Annotated in this window: 12 protein-coding genes; 4 read left to right on the top strand and 8 right to left on the bottom strand. The window is 38.6% G+C overall.

The window, feature by feature from the left end:
- Nucleotides 1-143: 143 nt before the first annotated feature.
- Together AC1M9B_RS06755 and AC1M9B_RS06750 are read left to right on the top strand one after the other, a co-directional pair.
- Complete coding sequence (locus tag AC1M9B_RS06755) at nt 144-1,151, top strand: DUF6670 family protein (protein ID WP_481608828.1); 1,008 nt, start codon at nt 144-146, stop codon at nt 1,149-1,151.
- Between the two features lie 124 nt (nt 1,152-1,275).
- Nucleotides 1,276-2,295: a helix-turn-helix domain-containing protein gene (locus tag AC1M9B_RS06750; RefSeq protein WP_481591401.1), complete on the top strand. Its 1,020-nt coding sequence runs from the start codon at nt 1,276-1,278 to the stop codon at nt 2,293-2,295.
- 6 nt (nt 2,296-2,301) lie between these two features.
- Here the strand turns inward: AC1M9B_RS06750 and AC1M9B_RS06745 are convergent, their stop codons facing one another.
- A complete protein-coding gene (locus AC1M9B_RS06745) occupies nt 2,302-2,616 on the bottom strand; it encodes an NGG1p interacting factor NIF3 (protein ID WP_481591400.1) in 315 nt (104 codons plus the stop codon).
- Nucleotides 2,609-3,517: a LysR family transcriptional regulator gene (locus AC1M9B_RS06740; protein ID WP_481591399.1), complete on the bottom strand. Its 909-nt coding sequence runs from the start codon at nt 3,515-3,517 to the stop codon at nt 2,609-2,611. The genes AC1M9B_RS06745 and AC1M9B_RS06740 overlap by 8 nt, the downstream gene beginning before the upstream one ends.
- Before the next feature lie 159 nt (nt 3,518-3,676).
- Here AC1M9B_RS06740 and AC1M9B_RS06735 point away from each other — a divergent pair, with 159 nt between their 5' ends.
- Nucleotides 3,677-5,419 (top strand): FAD-dependent monooxygenase, encoded by a 1,743-nt coding sequence (locus AC1M9B_RS06735; protein ID WP_481608827.1) that lies wholly within the window; start codon nt 3,677-3,679, stop codon nt 5,417-5,419.
- Nucleotides 5,420-5,481: 62 nt separating this feature from the next.
- Here AC1M9B_RS06735 and AC1M9B_RS06730 read toward each other — a convergent pair whose 3' ends face one another.
- Nucleotides 5,482-5,766, bottom strand: coding sequence for a hypothetical protein (locus tag AC1M9B_RS06730; RefSeq protein ID WP_481591397.1), 285 nt, complete (start codon nt 5,764-5,766; stop codon nt 5,482-5,484).
- A 701-nt stretch (nt 5,767-6,467) separates the two neighbouring features.
- Between AC1M9B_RS06730 and AC1M9B_RS06725 the strand changes: the two genes are divergently transcribed.
- Nucleotides 6,468-6,944 carry a hypothetical protein gene (locus tag AC1M9B_RS06725; RefSeq protein WP_481591396.1) on the top strand — a complete coding sequence of 159 codons (477 nt, stop codon included), beginning with the start codon at nt 6,468-6,470 and terminating at the stop codon, nt 6,942-6,944.
- A gap of 87 nt (nt 6,945-7,031) precedes the next feature.
- Here AC1M9B_RS06725 and AC1M9B_RS06720 read toward each other — a convergent pair whose 3' ends face one another.
- The 5 genes from AC1M9B_RS06720 to pstB all read right to left on the bottom strand — a co-directional run bounded on the left by AC1M9B_RS06720 (nt 7,032) and on the right by pstB (nt 14,327).
- On the bottom strand, nt 7,032-7,139 hold the full coding sequence (locus AC1M9B_RS06720) for a KGW motif small protein (RefSeq protein ID WP_373687177.1): 108 nt from the start codon (nt 7,137-7,139) through the stop codon (nt 7,032-7,034).
- A 420-nt stretch (nt 7,140-7,559) separates the two neighbouring features.
- Nucleotides 7,560-7,682 (bottom strand): abortive infection family protein, encoded by a 123-nt coding sequence (locus tag AC1M9B_RS06715; RefSeq protein ID WP_481591445.1) that lies wholly within the window; start codon nt 7,680-7,682, stop codon nt 7,560-7,562.
- A gap of 494 nt (nt 7,683-8,176) precedes the next feature.
- A complete protein-coding gene (gene purL, locus AC1M9B_RS06710) occupies nt 8,177-12,010 on the bottom strand; it encodes a phosphoribosylformylglycinamidine synthase (RefSeq protein WP_481608826.1) in 3,834 nt (1,277 codons plus the stop codon).
- A gap of 230 nt (nt 12,011-12,240) precedes the next feature.
- Entirely contained in the window at nt 12,241-13,287 is a 1,047-nt protein-coding gene (locus tag AC1M9B_RS06705; protein ID WP_481608825.1) for a M20/M25/M40 family metallo-hydrolase, read from the bottom strand.
- Nucleotides 13,288-13,403: 116 nt separating this feature from the next.
- Nucleotides 13,404-14,327, bottom strand: a complete 924-nt coding sequence (pstB, locus tag AC1M9B_RS06700) for a phosphate ABC transporter ATP-binding protein PstB (protein WP_035267112.1) — start codon at nt 14,325-14,327, stop codon at nt 13,404-13,406.
- Nucleotides 14,328-14,333 lie beyond the last annotated feature (6 nt).

The following is a 14,333-nucleotide window of genomic DNA, read 5'->3' as shown; positions in this document are numbered from 1 at the left end:
GTCAGCACAAAATATTTTTACTAAGGATGTCTTGTGTTGACAAATCACTTCACCCTACCGATGATAGATTGTCAAAAATTTTCCTCTGTGATCTTCTAGACTTCATGCTATAGACATAAAAATAGCAATGAGGTTTGTCAGATATGCCAATTTCACTTCCGAAAAGCATCGTCAACGCAATTGATCAATCAGCACTAGTTAATGGGCAGCCACTAGACCCTCAGATTCCAACACATACCCCTCAAGCCAAATACACCACCGTACACTATGGAATTATGGTGCCAAACTTAGTCGCACCTTTTCACTTTCTGAATATGATTGCGATTATTGGACAGCCTAATGTGCGAATCTTTAGTAATCCTCATATCGTGAAAACAACACCACTTGATACTGCAAACCTGTTAGTTGGTACAGCCGTCGCCAATAATCAGCAGTTCAAAGGGTATTCTGTTACCCAAGAATGTAATTTCTCTAGCCATGGTCGACATCTTGAATTTGCCAATGACTTAACTATTGATGTGAATGGCAAGCAAGTGATTGCATCACGTCAAGGTCATGATTTTAATTTTGAGCTTGAACTCACCATGACAGATAAAATCGCACATTTTGTCAAACTTCGTGGTGGCTTATACGATCATTGGTCTATTTTATGCCAATACAAAGGACATATTGAGTTTCGTGGTGAAAACACAGAGATCTCTGGTCTATGTACCTATGAATATGCACGTGGAGCCAATATTCCTCTGCCAATTCAATTCTTTACCTATCAAATTTTAAATATTGATGAGCACACACAAGTTCTATTTGTTGACACGCATGGAGCTGGTTTAGTGTTACAACGTCGGGTCTATGTTCGTGGTGTCAATGACCATGGTGGCATCTATGAAGCTGGTTTGAAATCTGTGGTAAATGAATACCTTGATCCCGTAACATCACCCAATGGTATTCGAATGCGATTACCTAAACGCCTTTCTTGGCAAGTAAATGACCATTCAGGGCAATGTTTAATTCAGATTGATGCGATCTCAAATAATGACTACCAATTTGGCATGACGGGTGGCTATGCGGGTAGTTATGAATATAAAGGTCAGTTTAAAGGCAAAGCAATTGATGGTAGAGGTTATATTGAGTATATCGACCCAATCAATTAATTTAATTTTTTAGCATATTAGACATGATGTCCTGATCTCACATTTTCGGGGCATTTTCTGACCTAGAGCTGAGCATTTGATTCACTTAAATTAAACTGTCTTGCTCAATGCTAGGTTCAGAATAATGACAGCGATACTACGCAACGATGCGGGTTTATTCCCTTGGTTGGTTTATGAAACCCTACATAAAATGGGTCATAATGCCGATCAGATTTATGGTAATGTCGATTCTCAAGGTGTATCACGTCACAAACCCCACCCTGAAATGCGTTATGACAACCGTCTACAATTTCAGTTTTGGCAAGATGCCGCACGTATCAGTCATGATCCACTTATTGGATTACACGTAGGGCAACAACTTCCCCCTTTTCGTGGTCAAATTTTTGAATATGTATTTATGAGTAGCGCTAAATTTGGTGAAGCGCTTTCTTTCTTATTAGAACATTATCGCTATTTTAGTTCAGCTTTAGACATAGGATTACATGTCAAAGGCGAAGATGCTTATCTGTTTGGCTTTGAGCATGAGTCACCTCATTATCTGCATTGTGTGATATCGATCGTGTTGTCATTTTTGCATCATGTTAGCAAAGGCAAATTTAAGCCCACAGCCATTTGGCTCACCCATCATCAACCAGATTCATCACCTTTTGAACACGCCTGGAAAAGCCCTGTAAAGTTCAATATGCCACAAGGCTGTATTCAATTTTCAACCGCTTTACTTGACCATCCTTCAGATAATGCTGAACCTTTATTATTTGACTTACACCGTCAAGCAATTATTCAGAAGCTATCATGGGTTGAATGTCACGAACTGATCTTTAAGATACAAATTCTGCTGCCTCAACAACTACAGCGCCGTGAATATCGTATTGAAGATATAGCCCAACAATTAAACTGTTCAGTCCGTCAGATACGCCAACAACTTAAAGCTTTAGGCACGACCTACGAAAAACTATTACATGATTTTAGAAAAAAATTGGCACGTGACTTGGTCTTAAATACCGAGATCAGTAGTGATGAAGTGGTCTTTTTAACTGGCTTTTCAGAGATCTCTGCCTTTTCACGAGCATTTAAGGAATGGACAGGAGAATCCCCTTCTCAATATCGTAAGCGGATTCAACAAAAACAATCTGTGCCTGTTTAGCTCAGGCTATTCAACATCAATCAATTGAAGAAACTCGAAAGCCGGTTCTTCATAAGGATGACTGGCTTTTAATGCACGTGCCACTTCTATGGCTTTATCTTCAGGCACAATAGTTTCTACACGCCACTCTTCAACTTGTTCAAGCTCTCCGACTTGACCTATAAATGGTTGAGCCCCATTGACAGGTTTAAATTGACCTAAGCCCTTGACCTGCCAAGCGCATTGCTCATAATCACCGATCCCGCCTGCACCTGCTTCAAATACTGCCTGTTTCGTCAACTCTAGATGTGATTCTGGTACAAAATAGATCAGTTTAAGCATGAATAACCTCTTCCACTCTTTTCCGCTCTGTTGTCATTTGCATAAGGGCTTCAGTAATCATTTTCAATGCAATATTGTTTGAATGACGATGATAATTCGCATATAGACCAAGCTGTGGTAATTGCTCATCTGTTTTCACAATTTTGATATTATGATTTAAAAACTTCAGGAGGTATTCGGGAGCAAAACTAAAGCCCATTCCCAAATTAATCAGATTGATATGCTGTAATACATTAGTCACCCACAGCATTTGATCATCCATCTTTTCGAAGGGAACTAGAACATTTAATTTGTCATAGAAAATTGGTGAAGCATTTTGTTCACACATGATGACTGATGAATTTTTTAATTCTTGTAGTTTCAATGTCCGTTCTGAAGGATGAAGATTGTCTGCAGCCACCAAATAAATTTGTTCTGTCAAAATATGGATATCTTCATAATCTGAATGATCCATTTTGTATCGAGTAAAACATATATCAAGTTCAGCATTTCTAAGTTTTTGTATTTGCTCAGTACAAGTCAAACTGTGTAAATGAATTTTAAGATTAGGAATATTCTTTCTTAACTGCACCAGAATGCTAGGCATCAGTTTCAGTTCAGCCACATTCAAAAATCCAATGTGAATCTGATTATTCTTTTGCTGCGCGACCTGTCTAGCTGCAGCTACAGCTTGCTTGGCATTGTCCAGCGTCAAAGCTGCGTATTTTAAAAATGCTTCCCCCTCATCAGTCAGTTTGACTTTACGAGTGGTCCGATCAAATAAAGTAACACCGACTTCCTGTTCAAGATCTTTAATTTGCTGACTGAGTGATGGTTGTGCGGTATAGAGCTTTTCGGCAGCTTTAGTAAAGCTTTGCTCTTGAGCAACAGTCATAAAATACCGTAAATGTCGTAATTCCATATCTCAATCAGCCCATCGTGCATAAGTGCACGTTCATTACTTTGAATTTTATATAGATCGATAGTTTATATGAATACGACTATAGATCACTGCACTTTTTTTCTAGACTGACTCAATTCAAAAACTCTCCCCATGTATTCAATTCATTTAGGAAAAAGCATGTCTCAACATTTTGACACTGATGTTCTTGTCATTGGTACTGGTCCTGCTGGTTCAACTCTGGGGCTTGCCCTTGCCAATTATGGCGTCAAAGTTCAATTGTTTACCCAGTTTAATTGGTTAGCCAACAGTCCTCGTGCACATATTACTAATCAACGTGCCATAGAAGTCCTCCGTGATTTAGGTATCGAAGAACAGGTGAAGGAAATCGCAACACCTTGGGAACACATGGGTGAAAGCCTGATCACAACCAGTTTAGTCGGCGAAGAAATTGCCCGTATCAGTGCTTGGGGCACAGGTGATGAGCGTCATGGCGATTATATCAAAGGAAGTCCATGCCCTTTAGTGGATCTTATCCAACCTAAAATGGAAGCGCTGCTCGTTAAAAATGCGGCAGAGCGTGGCGCTATTTTTAACTTCAATACTGAATATTTATCTCACGTACAAGATGAACACGGCGTGACTGCAACATTCCTCAATCATATTACCAATACCGAATTTAGTTTACGTGCAAAATACTTGGTGGGAATGGACGGTGCACGTTCAAAAGTTGTCGAACAATTGGGATTACCACTTGAAGGCGTGATGGCGCGAGCTGGTACAGTGTATGTGACCTTTAAGGCGGACTTATCTAAATATGTTCAGCACCGCCCTGCGATTTTGCAATGGATAGTCAATCCTGAAGCAAGTTTTGGTGATTTAGGTATGGGGCTATTGCGTGCCATCACCCCATGGAATGAGTGGATTATGGGTTGGGGCTTCGATATTTCTAAGGGCGAGCCTCAAGTGACTGCAGAGCAAGTTCGTGCACGTTTAGATGCTTTCGTTGGTGAGCATGTTGAAGATGTTGAAATTCAAAAATTGTCTTATTGGTACGTGAACCAAACATGGGCAACTGAATATTCGAAAGGTCGTGTATTCTGTGGTGGTGATGCAGTGCATCGTCACCCACCATCAAGTGGTCTAGGCTCAAACACCTGCATGCAAGATGCCTTTAATCTCGGTTGGAAACTTGCATATGCAGTTAAAGGTTGGTCTCAACCTACGCTTCTCGATTCTTATACCGTTGAACGTGCGCCTGTAGGTAAGCAAATTGTTGCGCGAGCAAACCAATCACGATTTGATTATAAACACCTCAAAGAAGTTTTTGGTTTTGATCAAGGTGTAACAACCCAAAAGCAAATGCTGGAGCGTATTTTTGCTGAAAATGAACAAGGCGCTGAAATACGTACAAAACTCTACAATGCATTAGCAATTAAAAATTTTGAATTTAATGCTCAAGGTGTTGAACTGAATCAGCGTTATAGCTCAAATGCTGTCATCTCTGAATCAGAACCTGAAGTATTTAAACAAGACGATCAACTTTACCTACAAGCCACTACACGCCCTGGAGCAAAAGTACCGCATACTTGGCTCATCAATGCTAAAGGTCAAAAAGTTTCAACTCTAGATATTACGGGCAAAGGTCGTTTTACCTTACTCACAGGCCTCTCAGGCAAAGGCTGGAAACAAGCTGCTGAACAGCTTAATCTTGAGTATTTAGATGTCATTCAAATCGGTTCAAGAGATTATCGTGATGTCTATGGTACATGGAATGCGAAGTCTGAAATTCATGAATCTGGTGCTGTTTTAGTACGTCCAGATGGCTATGTTGCTTGGCGTTATCAAGACAGTACCAATGAATCTTTTGATTTTGAAAATACTTTGAGAGCAGTTCTGAAACAGATTCAATTGATCATTTAACTAATAAAAGCCACCAAACGGTGGCTTGCTAACTTGGATGAAATTTCATACGAATGTCAGCATCAGTGAAGAAAGGACTTTATGATGGTAGTCAAAATTTGTTGGATACGTTTATTTGAATCTTTATATCCGATATAAACGCAGCTTAGCTTGGTATTCCTTTGAGATGTTTCATCAAAACTCGGCTCACTCTCCCACTTTTCACCAAAGTATTTTTTAAGTTGATACAGTACAGTCGATGGGTGACCTTCAAAAATAAAATAATAAGCGCCTGATTCACTCTCTGAAGTTTTAATTGCTTGAAATGCAATTTTGATGACTCGCACACCATACTTTTTAAAGTTCACAGCAAAATCATCTCGAACCATATGTTTGGTTTTATAATTTTGATAAGCATAAACATCCTTATAAATATTATGGGCTAATTTTAATTCGTGGTTTGTCTGATTTACCTTAATTCCACGCTTTTTTGTTCATTAAGATCATTTGAAATTTGAAAGATTTGCGCTGACGCTTGACAGTTTAAAGAATTTAAATTCATCAGTTTATCATCTGTAATATTTGTTGGATAAGCATGACTGCACATAAGTGCCAAGCCTGTTAAGATCAATATTTTTTTCATAGTGACTATTCTAAAATCTAAAATTTATAAAACATTATAACCACGAACAATCTGATGACTTGATTGAGTTTTAAAGTTAAATAATAGTTACTCAGTTTAATTTTACAGGTATTTTTAAGCTCCAAATATATTTTTCATATAATTCAACAATTTAAAAAATATTTTACTCTACAAAATGCTTTATTTAATTGTTTATTGAAATAGTAGAATTAACTTATAGAGGGCTTTTGATAAAAATCTGCCTCACTACTTGTGAGTGACTGTTTGGATATATTCCGTTATTGAACAAAATAGTCATTATTAAGTTTTATTTATACAAATTATCATTAAAGCAAAAAAATTAGCTGAGTATTCAAAGGATTGTCACATTTCTTTCATATCATGACATGGTTCAATTATGAACATATTATAATGAAAGGAGTTTAAATGAATAAGTTAATTTTATCATCCCTACTTTTAGGTTTATCTGTTCCAGCGCTCGCTGACTTTAATTGTAACGGTGTAATTAAGAATAAAACCATTGATGACAATGTAAAAGTGACACAACCATGTACGCTTGATCAAGTTACAGTCAAAGGCAATGTAATGCTCTATTCAAATGCGCAAGTAACTATTTTAAATAGCACAATTGACGGTAACCTCGAATCTAAAGGAAATTTCGGTCAAGTGACGGCTAAAAACAATAGCATTGACGGCAATATTCAACTTGAAAAAGGCAAAACGATCCAACTGCACAATAACCGTGTAGATGGCAATATTGAACTTAAAGAAAATCGTTCAAGCATTCAGGTTACTGCAAATCAGGTCGATGGTAATTTAAAATGTGAGTCAAATAGCCAAACTCCAAAAGGCGGACAAAACCGCGTTAAGGGGGACAAAGAAGGACAATGTCGTAGCTTGTAATCATTTATTCGATCAGCATCAACTTAAAGATTCATGAACTGAGCTTTAAATTCGAATTTAAAGAAAGCCACCGTAAGGTGGCTTTTTTTACGCTGTTAAGAAATAACCTGCAATTAAAAATAGGATTTGAAGACTGGCCACAAAAGCGAATAGCTTCCAGCCTTTTTGCCTCAACTCGTGTTTGTTCAGTATCATCATTGTTTTGGTCATATCGTCACCTCATACCTGAGTTAAAAACGAACCGCATTAAATTCTTACTTATTATGGTTAGCTATATGTCCAATAAACACACTTGTCCTAACCTCTATATAAAAGCAAAAACCAAACCAAGTCCAGTGGGAGAAAGATTTTGAAACCAAGTCTATAAAAACAAAAAACCACCAAAATGGTGGCTGAATAAGCTCATGTTAGCGAATCTACATTTATTTTTCCATAAGGTAAATTTAAGATACTATTTAACAATGCTTTTTATTAATAAAATTATTCATTATTTTCTTTTAAGCTCCACGTTGAAAATAAAAAAACTGACATTGTTCCAGCTAAATTGACTGCCAATTCAGCATGACGCGATGCAGGCTTAAAATTCTTTTTGCCCTAACCATGTGCATCCCCTACTTAGTTTCTCAATGATCCTAAGCCTTCAATCACTGTACTACATCTTTCAAGAATCTGTTTAAAAGTTTGTTCTGTGTGTTGAGAAGGCGCTAAATTTAATTTTTTACTGACTAATCTATACAGTTGATTAATATCAGGATCAGTTACTCTCCGCTCTAGTGATTTCTGCCATATTTGATGAACATAATCAGAACTTAATTCTCAACTCCACTACTTGATCTTAGGGAGAAGTATTTCGTCTTTCTAAAACACTCAATAACTCTTTAAATTCTGAATAAATATAATTCTCACGTTCCACATAAGATTTAAAATCCCATTTAATTCTCGCTTCAAACTCATCTAAGGTATTTGTATCTTTAACAATAAATGGAATATAGCCATAAAATGTTTTTTTATCATCAATTCTTTTCTAAGCTCTTTAAATGCCTCTGAGGCACCTTTTTCCTAACTATCTGTAGCCCTAGCTATTAGCAATTCACGCAAGTGTAATACTTTTTCAATTAAACCAGGCATTTGAGAACTCTTTATTTGTTTTCAACTCAATTCTACATCTTCAAAACAATAATTTACTTATGAAAAAGCCACCTTATGGTGGCTTTTTCAATCTATTGATTTAATCAACCAATAAACTTACGAGCATTACGGAACATACGTAACCATGCACCATCTTGATCCCAATCTTCAGGTTTCCAAGAGTGCTGAATCGCACGGAAGTTACGCTCTGGATGAGGCATCATAATCGTTGCACGACCATCAGTAGATGTAACACCTGTAATTGCTTCAGGTGAACCATTCGGGTTCAATGGGTAATGTTGAGTTGGATTACCTTGGCTATCGACATAACGTAAAGTCACTTGATTACCCGCATTCAATGCAGCAATACAGCTGTCCGCTGCAACAACGCGACCTTCACCATGCGCCACAGCAATTGGTAAAATCGAACCTTCCATACCTTCTAACAGTACAGATTTAGATTTTTCAACACGAACGTTTACAGCTCGCGCTTCAAACATTTCTGATACGTTACGATGGAAACGTGGCCAGTTTTCAGCACCTGGAATGAGTGGAGCCAATTGAGACAACATTTGGCAACCGTTACAGATACCGAGTGAGAATGTTTCTTGACGGTTAAAGAATTTCTCAAATTGATCACGAAGTTTAGGATTGAACAATACTGACTTCGCCCAACCACCACCAGCGCCTAAAACGTCACCGTAAGAGAAACCACCACATGCCACTAAACCTTCAAATTCATCAAGGCTTACACGACCAGCGAGTAGGTCACTCATATGGACATCAATCGTATTGAAACCAACTTTGTCGAATGCAGCTGCCATCTCCACATGACCATTTACACCCTGCTCACGCAAGATTGCCATATTCGGACGACGTGTATTGATATACGGTGCTTCAATTTCTTCATTCAAATCGAATGTCGCTTTTGCAATAAGACCTTTATGATCTTTATTCGCAATTAGACTATATTCTTGATCTGCAGTTTCCACGTTGTCACGTAAACGTTGAATCTGATGTGACACTTCAGTCCACGCTTGTTGCAGTTCAACACGATCTAGCGTTAAACCATTGATCGTTAGCGTATCAGTAGTATTCACTGTACCAACGACACTGATCGCATCTTTTAAGCTTGATGCTGCGACTTCAGCTTGTAGTGCATCCCAATCAGCTTTAGCAATTTGTAATACCGCACCAATTTCTTCAGCAAATAAGCTTGCTACAGACTGATCTTCTAAAGCCACACCTAAGCGTGAAGCGAACATCATCTCTGCAACAGTTGCGATTAAACCACCATCACCGATGTCATGATACGCCTTAATTAAGCCACGGTTGTTCCAATCTTGTACCAATGCAAAGAATGCTTTGAAGTCATCGAAGCTATCTACATCTGGTGTCACAGAACCAATTGCTTTGTACACTTGAGCCAAGATCGAACCGCCAAGACGGAATTGACCTTTAGACAAATCAATACGCACAAGTACTGAATCTAAGTTTTTCAATTCTGGTGTTAATGTCTTACGCACATCAGTCACTGGTGCAAATGCAGTGATCACACCTGACATTGGAGAAGTTACAGACTTGTCTTCACCATCTTCATTCCAAGTGGTACGCATCGATAAAGAATCTTTACCTACAGGAATTGCGATACCAAGCGCAGGACACATTTCCATACCGATGGCTTTTACACCTTCGAATAATGCTTGATCTTCGCCTACTTGACCTGCTGCAGCCATCCAGTTCGCAGACAATTTAATGTCGCTGATTTTCTCGATTTTTGCAGACATGATGTTCGTGATTGACTCAGCCACTGCTAAACGCGCAGATGCCGCAGGATTTAACAATGCTACAGGTGGACGTTCACCCATTGCCATTGCTTCACCTGTGTAGCCCACTAAACTTGTTGTTGTTACCGCAGCATCCGCTACAGGCACTTGCCATGGACCAACCATTTGGTCACGTGCAACCATACCTGTAATTGAACGGTCACCAATGGTAATTAAGAATGATTTAGACGCAACTGTTGGGTTCTTAATCACACGGTAAATCGCATCTTTAAGATCAGTCACTTTAGCCGCATCAAAGTCATCACCGTGACGTTCGATACAGTCATACGCACGGCTCATACGTGGCGTACCACCTAAGATCACTTGCATTGGTACATCAACTGGGTTGTTACCAAACAATGGATCTTCAACCGTTAAATGACGCGCTTCAGTCGCTTCACCTAATACGGCAAACGGACAACGTTCACGCGCACAGATTGATTCAAATAATTCTAATGAAGATGGACGGATCGCCAATACATAACGCTCTTGTGCTTCATTTGACCAAATTTCCATTGGCGCCATACCTGGCTCCAATGATGGTACTTTACGAAGATCAAGTTTTGCACCTAATTCGTGGTCATTTACCAGTTCAGGCATCGCATTTGAAATACCACCAGCACCTACGTCATGTACAGACACGATTGGGTTGTGGTCTTCCATACGCCAGCAAGTATCAATGACTTCTTGGCAACGGCGTTCCATTTCTGGGTTTTCACGTTGTACAGAAGCAAAGTCTAAGCTTTCGCCCATTGTACCGCTATCTACAGAAGAAGCAGCGCCACCACCAAGACCGATGAGCATTGCAGGACCACCAAGCACGATCAATAAATCGCCCGGTTGGATCGCATCTTTTTCAACATGGTCAGGACGGATGTTACCGTAACCACCAGCAATCATAATTGGCTTATGGAAACCTTTTACATCTCCATTTACATTTTGCTCAAATGTACGGAAGTAACCATTTAACGCAGGACGACCAAATTCGTTGTTAAATGCAGCACCACCCAATGGACCTTCAATCATAATTTGAAGTGGAGATGCCATACGAGATGGTTTACCGTAGTTTTCTTCCCATGGCTGTTCGAAGCCTGGAATATTCAAGTTAGATGTAGTGAAACCTGTTAAGCCTGCTTTTGGCTTACCACCACGACCTGTTGCACCTTCATCACGGATTTCACCGCCCGAACCTGTTGCCGCACCTGCAAATGGTGCAATCGCTGTAGGATGATTGTGGGTTTCCACTTTCATTAAGATGTGGGCAGCTTGGCTCTTATATTTATAAACATAATGACCGTTTTCATCTTTTTTCGGATAAAAACGTTGCGTATCAAAACCAACAATCACTGAAGCATTGTCTTTATATGCTGACAATACATCTGTAGGTGATTCTTTATAGGTATTTTTAATCATTTGGAACAATGACAATGGTTGGACTTCACCATCAATTGTCCATTCTGAACCAAAGATTTTATGACGACAATGCTCAGAGTTCGCTTGTGCAAACATCATGAGTTCAATGTCATGCGGATTGCGACCTAACTTGATAAATGCATCAGTTAAATAATCAATTTCTTCATCCGATAAAGCAAAACCAAATTCAGAGTTTGCTTTAACGAGCGCTTCTTTACCTTGACCTAGAATATCAATCGAGTTCAGCGGTTTTGGCTCAGTTTCAGTGAATAAAGCAGCAGCATCGTCAATTTGATTGAAAACACTTTCTGTCATTCGGTCATGCAGAATTTGCTTAATTTCATTTGAAACGTCTTTTACACCCTTCAAAGTAAACAAAACACCGCGTTCAAGACGATGAACCGGTGTGTTGCAGTTCGCGAAAATATCGGTCGCTTTTGAAGACCACGGCGAAATTGTGCCTACGCGTGGAGTGACTAAGATTTGAATCTCATCTGTGGCTGCTTGGCGTAATTCAAATGACGCACCATCATTTAGAAGCTGTAAAGCGGATTGCTGTTGTTGCTCGTTGAGCGCTTGGTCGAATAAATAAACCCATTGACTTTCTATTGATTGAACCGAACTAATTGACTGTAAACGAGTTAATAGTTGCGTTTGCTTAAAAGAAGAGTGTGCTGGTGCACCGGCCACGATAAACATGCTGATTTTGGCTCCACGGGATGGTCTTTTGAACCATGCCACAATGTGACTTGAAGAGAGCGCATATTCTACTGTGTATTGCAAAATTCAGCTAGATAGCAAAACTGCTTTAAGACATATTTTCGATCGAGTTTACGAATAAATCTTTTTTATTCAGTAAAAAAAATTGAATTGCACCCTATGATGCAATTCAAATGAGATACACCTAAATAATTCTTTAGTCATCTCAACTATTGAGTGTTGGTGACTTTTAACAGATGTTGAATCGCCTCTAGAGCCATAATCATAGATTTTGGATCAACTAAATCCTTGCTATCACAAGCTTGGTGATAACATGGTGCAAAATCTAAAATTATTTCGCCCTCGTTTGCACCTGGACGTTCTTGTTCATTAAATAAAATGATCGATGTGACCGGCACTTTTCCTAGAAATGGTGCTGTGTCACTTGCTGTTAAAGTGGTAATGTCTTCTTTGATGGTTAAGTTCTTTGCTTTAAAGAATGATTTTAAATGTTCTTCAAGCGCAGTATCCCCTTGATGACTAGGTAAAGACTTTAAACCATCAATCATTGGTTTATAGTCAGATTCAGATAATCCAGCAGACTTAAACTGGGCTTCTAAATCTTTTAATGAAGATTTATCTACATCAGCAACCAAAATATTCGGATTTTTTGTACCGACCATATCAACATTGATATAAGCCTTTATTCCCTTCAGCTGTTCAGGTGTCATTTTAGCAACAAAATCTTGCGAACCTCCGATACCATCTTCTTCAGAATCCCAAAATGCAAGGTAAATTGTATTTTGAGGATGATTTTCAGATTTTGAATAATGTTGTAATAGCTCTAATAGAACGGCTACACCTGTACCATTATCATTGATCCCAGGCCCTGTGGTCACAGAATCATAATGCGCACCGATTATCGTAGCTAAATCAGGATTTTTACCTTTGATTTCGATAATAATATTTTGACCTACGAGCTTATTACGATTTTCAAATGGCAACATCTGAGCGTGTAAACCAGCTTTTTTTGCCTCTGCAATAATGTAAGTTGCAGTAGCCTTACCACCATCCGTTCCAACTGCGCGATTACCGCCATGAGCTGCTGCAATATTTTCTAAGGCGCTAAGATGACTCATGAGACGTTGTTCGATCGAATTCGAAGTATTGCTTTTAGTAGTTACTTGTTGATTTTGATTTGGTGTATGTGAGCAAGCACTCAACATAAAAATACTGGTCATTAATGCTGTTAAACAAAGTATTTTTTTCATTGTCATGTGGATATCAGTTTATTAAGAATTCCATTTTAGAGAATAACCTTATTATATCCACAGATTTTTGTAATAAAAAAAGAGCCCGAAGACTCTTTCTATTTATGTTGCTAAATTTTTAATTAACCGAATCGACCCGTAATATATGCCTCAGTCAATTGATGATCAGGTTGCGTAAAAACTTTTTCTGTCGAATTCACTTCAATCAAATCACCTAAATGGAAATAGGCAGTACGGTCTGATACACGTGCAGCTTGTTGCATTGAGTGCGTAACAATTGCAATAGTATATTGTGTTGAAAGCTCAGCGATTAACTCTTCAACTTTAGCCGTCGCAATCGGGTCAAGTGCTGAACAAGGTTCGTCCATTAAAATCACTTCTGGCGAAACTGCAATAGTTCGAGCAATACACAGACGTTGCTGTTGACCGCCTGATAAACCAGTTCCAGGCTGATTCAAACGATCCTTAACTTCATCCCACAAACCCGCTTTACGTAAACTATTTTCAACGATCTCTTCTAAATCGTATTTGTCACGTGCTAAACCATGGAGTTTAGGTCCGTATGCAACGTTTTCAAAAATTGATTTTGGGAATGGGTTTGGCTTTTGGAACACCATACCCACTTGCGCACGAAGTAGTACTACGTCGAGATTAGGATCATAAATGTCTTGATTATCCAACATGACTTTACCCGTTACCCGACAACTATCTATCGTGTCGTTCATACGATTTAAAGTACGTAGGAATGTTGACTTACCACATCCAGATGGACCAATAAAAGCAATCACTTCATTTTGATAAATATTAAGATCAATGCCTTTAATCGCTTCAGATTCACCATAATAAACATGAACATCAGTTGTACTCAGTTTTACAACATCCGATTTTGCTTCTTTTTTATTTTCGCTTTGCGTGTCAAATTGTGAAACAAACGAAGTTGACGTTTTTTGATTTGCATCTTGAGATGTAAATTGTGTTTGATCTGAATTCACTGATTGATCCTTTTTTAAGGAATTTTGAGTTACTTGCGAAGTTACTGTATTCATATTTTG

The sequence above is a fragment of the Acinetobacter sp. ANC_7513 genome (assembly GCF_056779915.1).
This window is presented reverse-complemented; position numbering and strand designations above follow the sequence as displayed.

Bases quoted from the DNA above. Each gene is read 5' to 3' on its own strand.
- AC1M9B_RS06750 (WP_481591401.1), top strand. From the start codon at position 1,276: ATGACAGCGATACTACGCAACGATGCGGGTTTATTCCCTTGGTTGGTT.
- purL (WP_481608826.1), bottom strand. From the start codon at position 12,010: ATGTTTATCGTGGCCGGTGCACCAGCACACTCTTCTTTTAAGCAAACG.
- AC1M9B_RS06745 (WP_481591400.1), bottom strand. From the start codon at position 2,616: ATGCTTAAACTGATCTATTTTGTACCAGAATCACATCTAGAGTTGACG.
- AC1M9B_RS06705 (WP_481608825.1), bottom strand. From the start codon at position 13,287: ATGACAATGAAAAAAATACTTTGTTTAACAGCATTAATGACCAGTATT.
- AC1M9B_RS06735 (WP_481608827.1), top strand. From the start codon at position 3,677: ATGTCTCAACATTTTGACACTGATGTTCTTGTCATTGGTACTGGTCCT.
- AC1M9B_RS06725 (WP_481591396.1), top strand. From the start codon at position 6,468: ATGAATAAGTTAATTTTATCATCCCTACTTTTAGGTTTATCTGTTCCA.
- AC1M9B_RS06740 (WP_481591399.1), bottom strand. From the start codon at position 3,517: ATGGAATTACGACATTTACGGTATTTTATGACTGTTGCTCAAGAGCAA.
- pstB (WP_035267112.1), bottom strand. From the start codon at position 14,327: ATGAATACAGTAACTTCGCAAGTAACTCAAAATTCCTTAAAAAAGGAT.
- AC1M9B_RS06720 (WP_373687177.1), bottom strand. From the start codon at position 7,139: ATGATACTGAACAAACACGAGTTGAGGCAAAAAGGCTGGAAGCTATTC.
- AC1M9B_RS06755 (WP_481608828.1), top strand. From the start codon at position 144: ATGCCAATTTCACTTCCGAAAAGCATCGTCAACGCAATTGATCAATCA.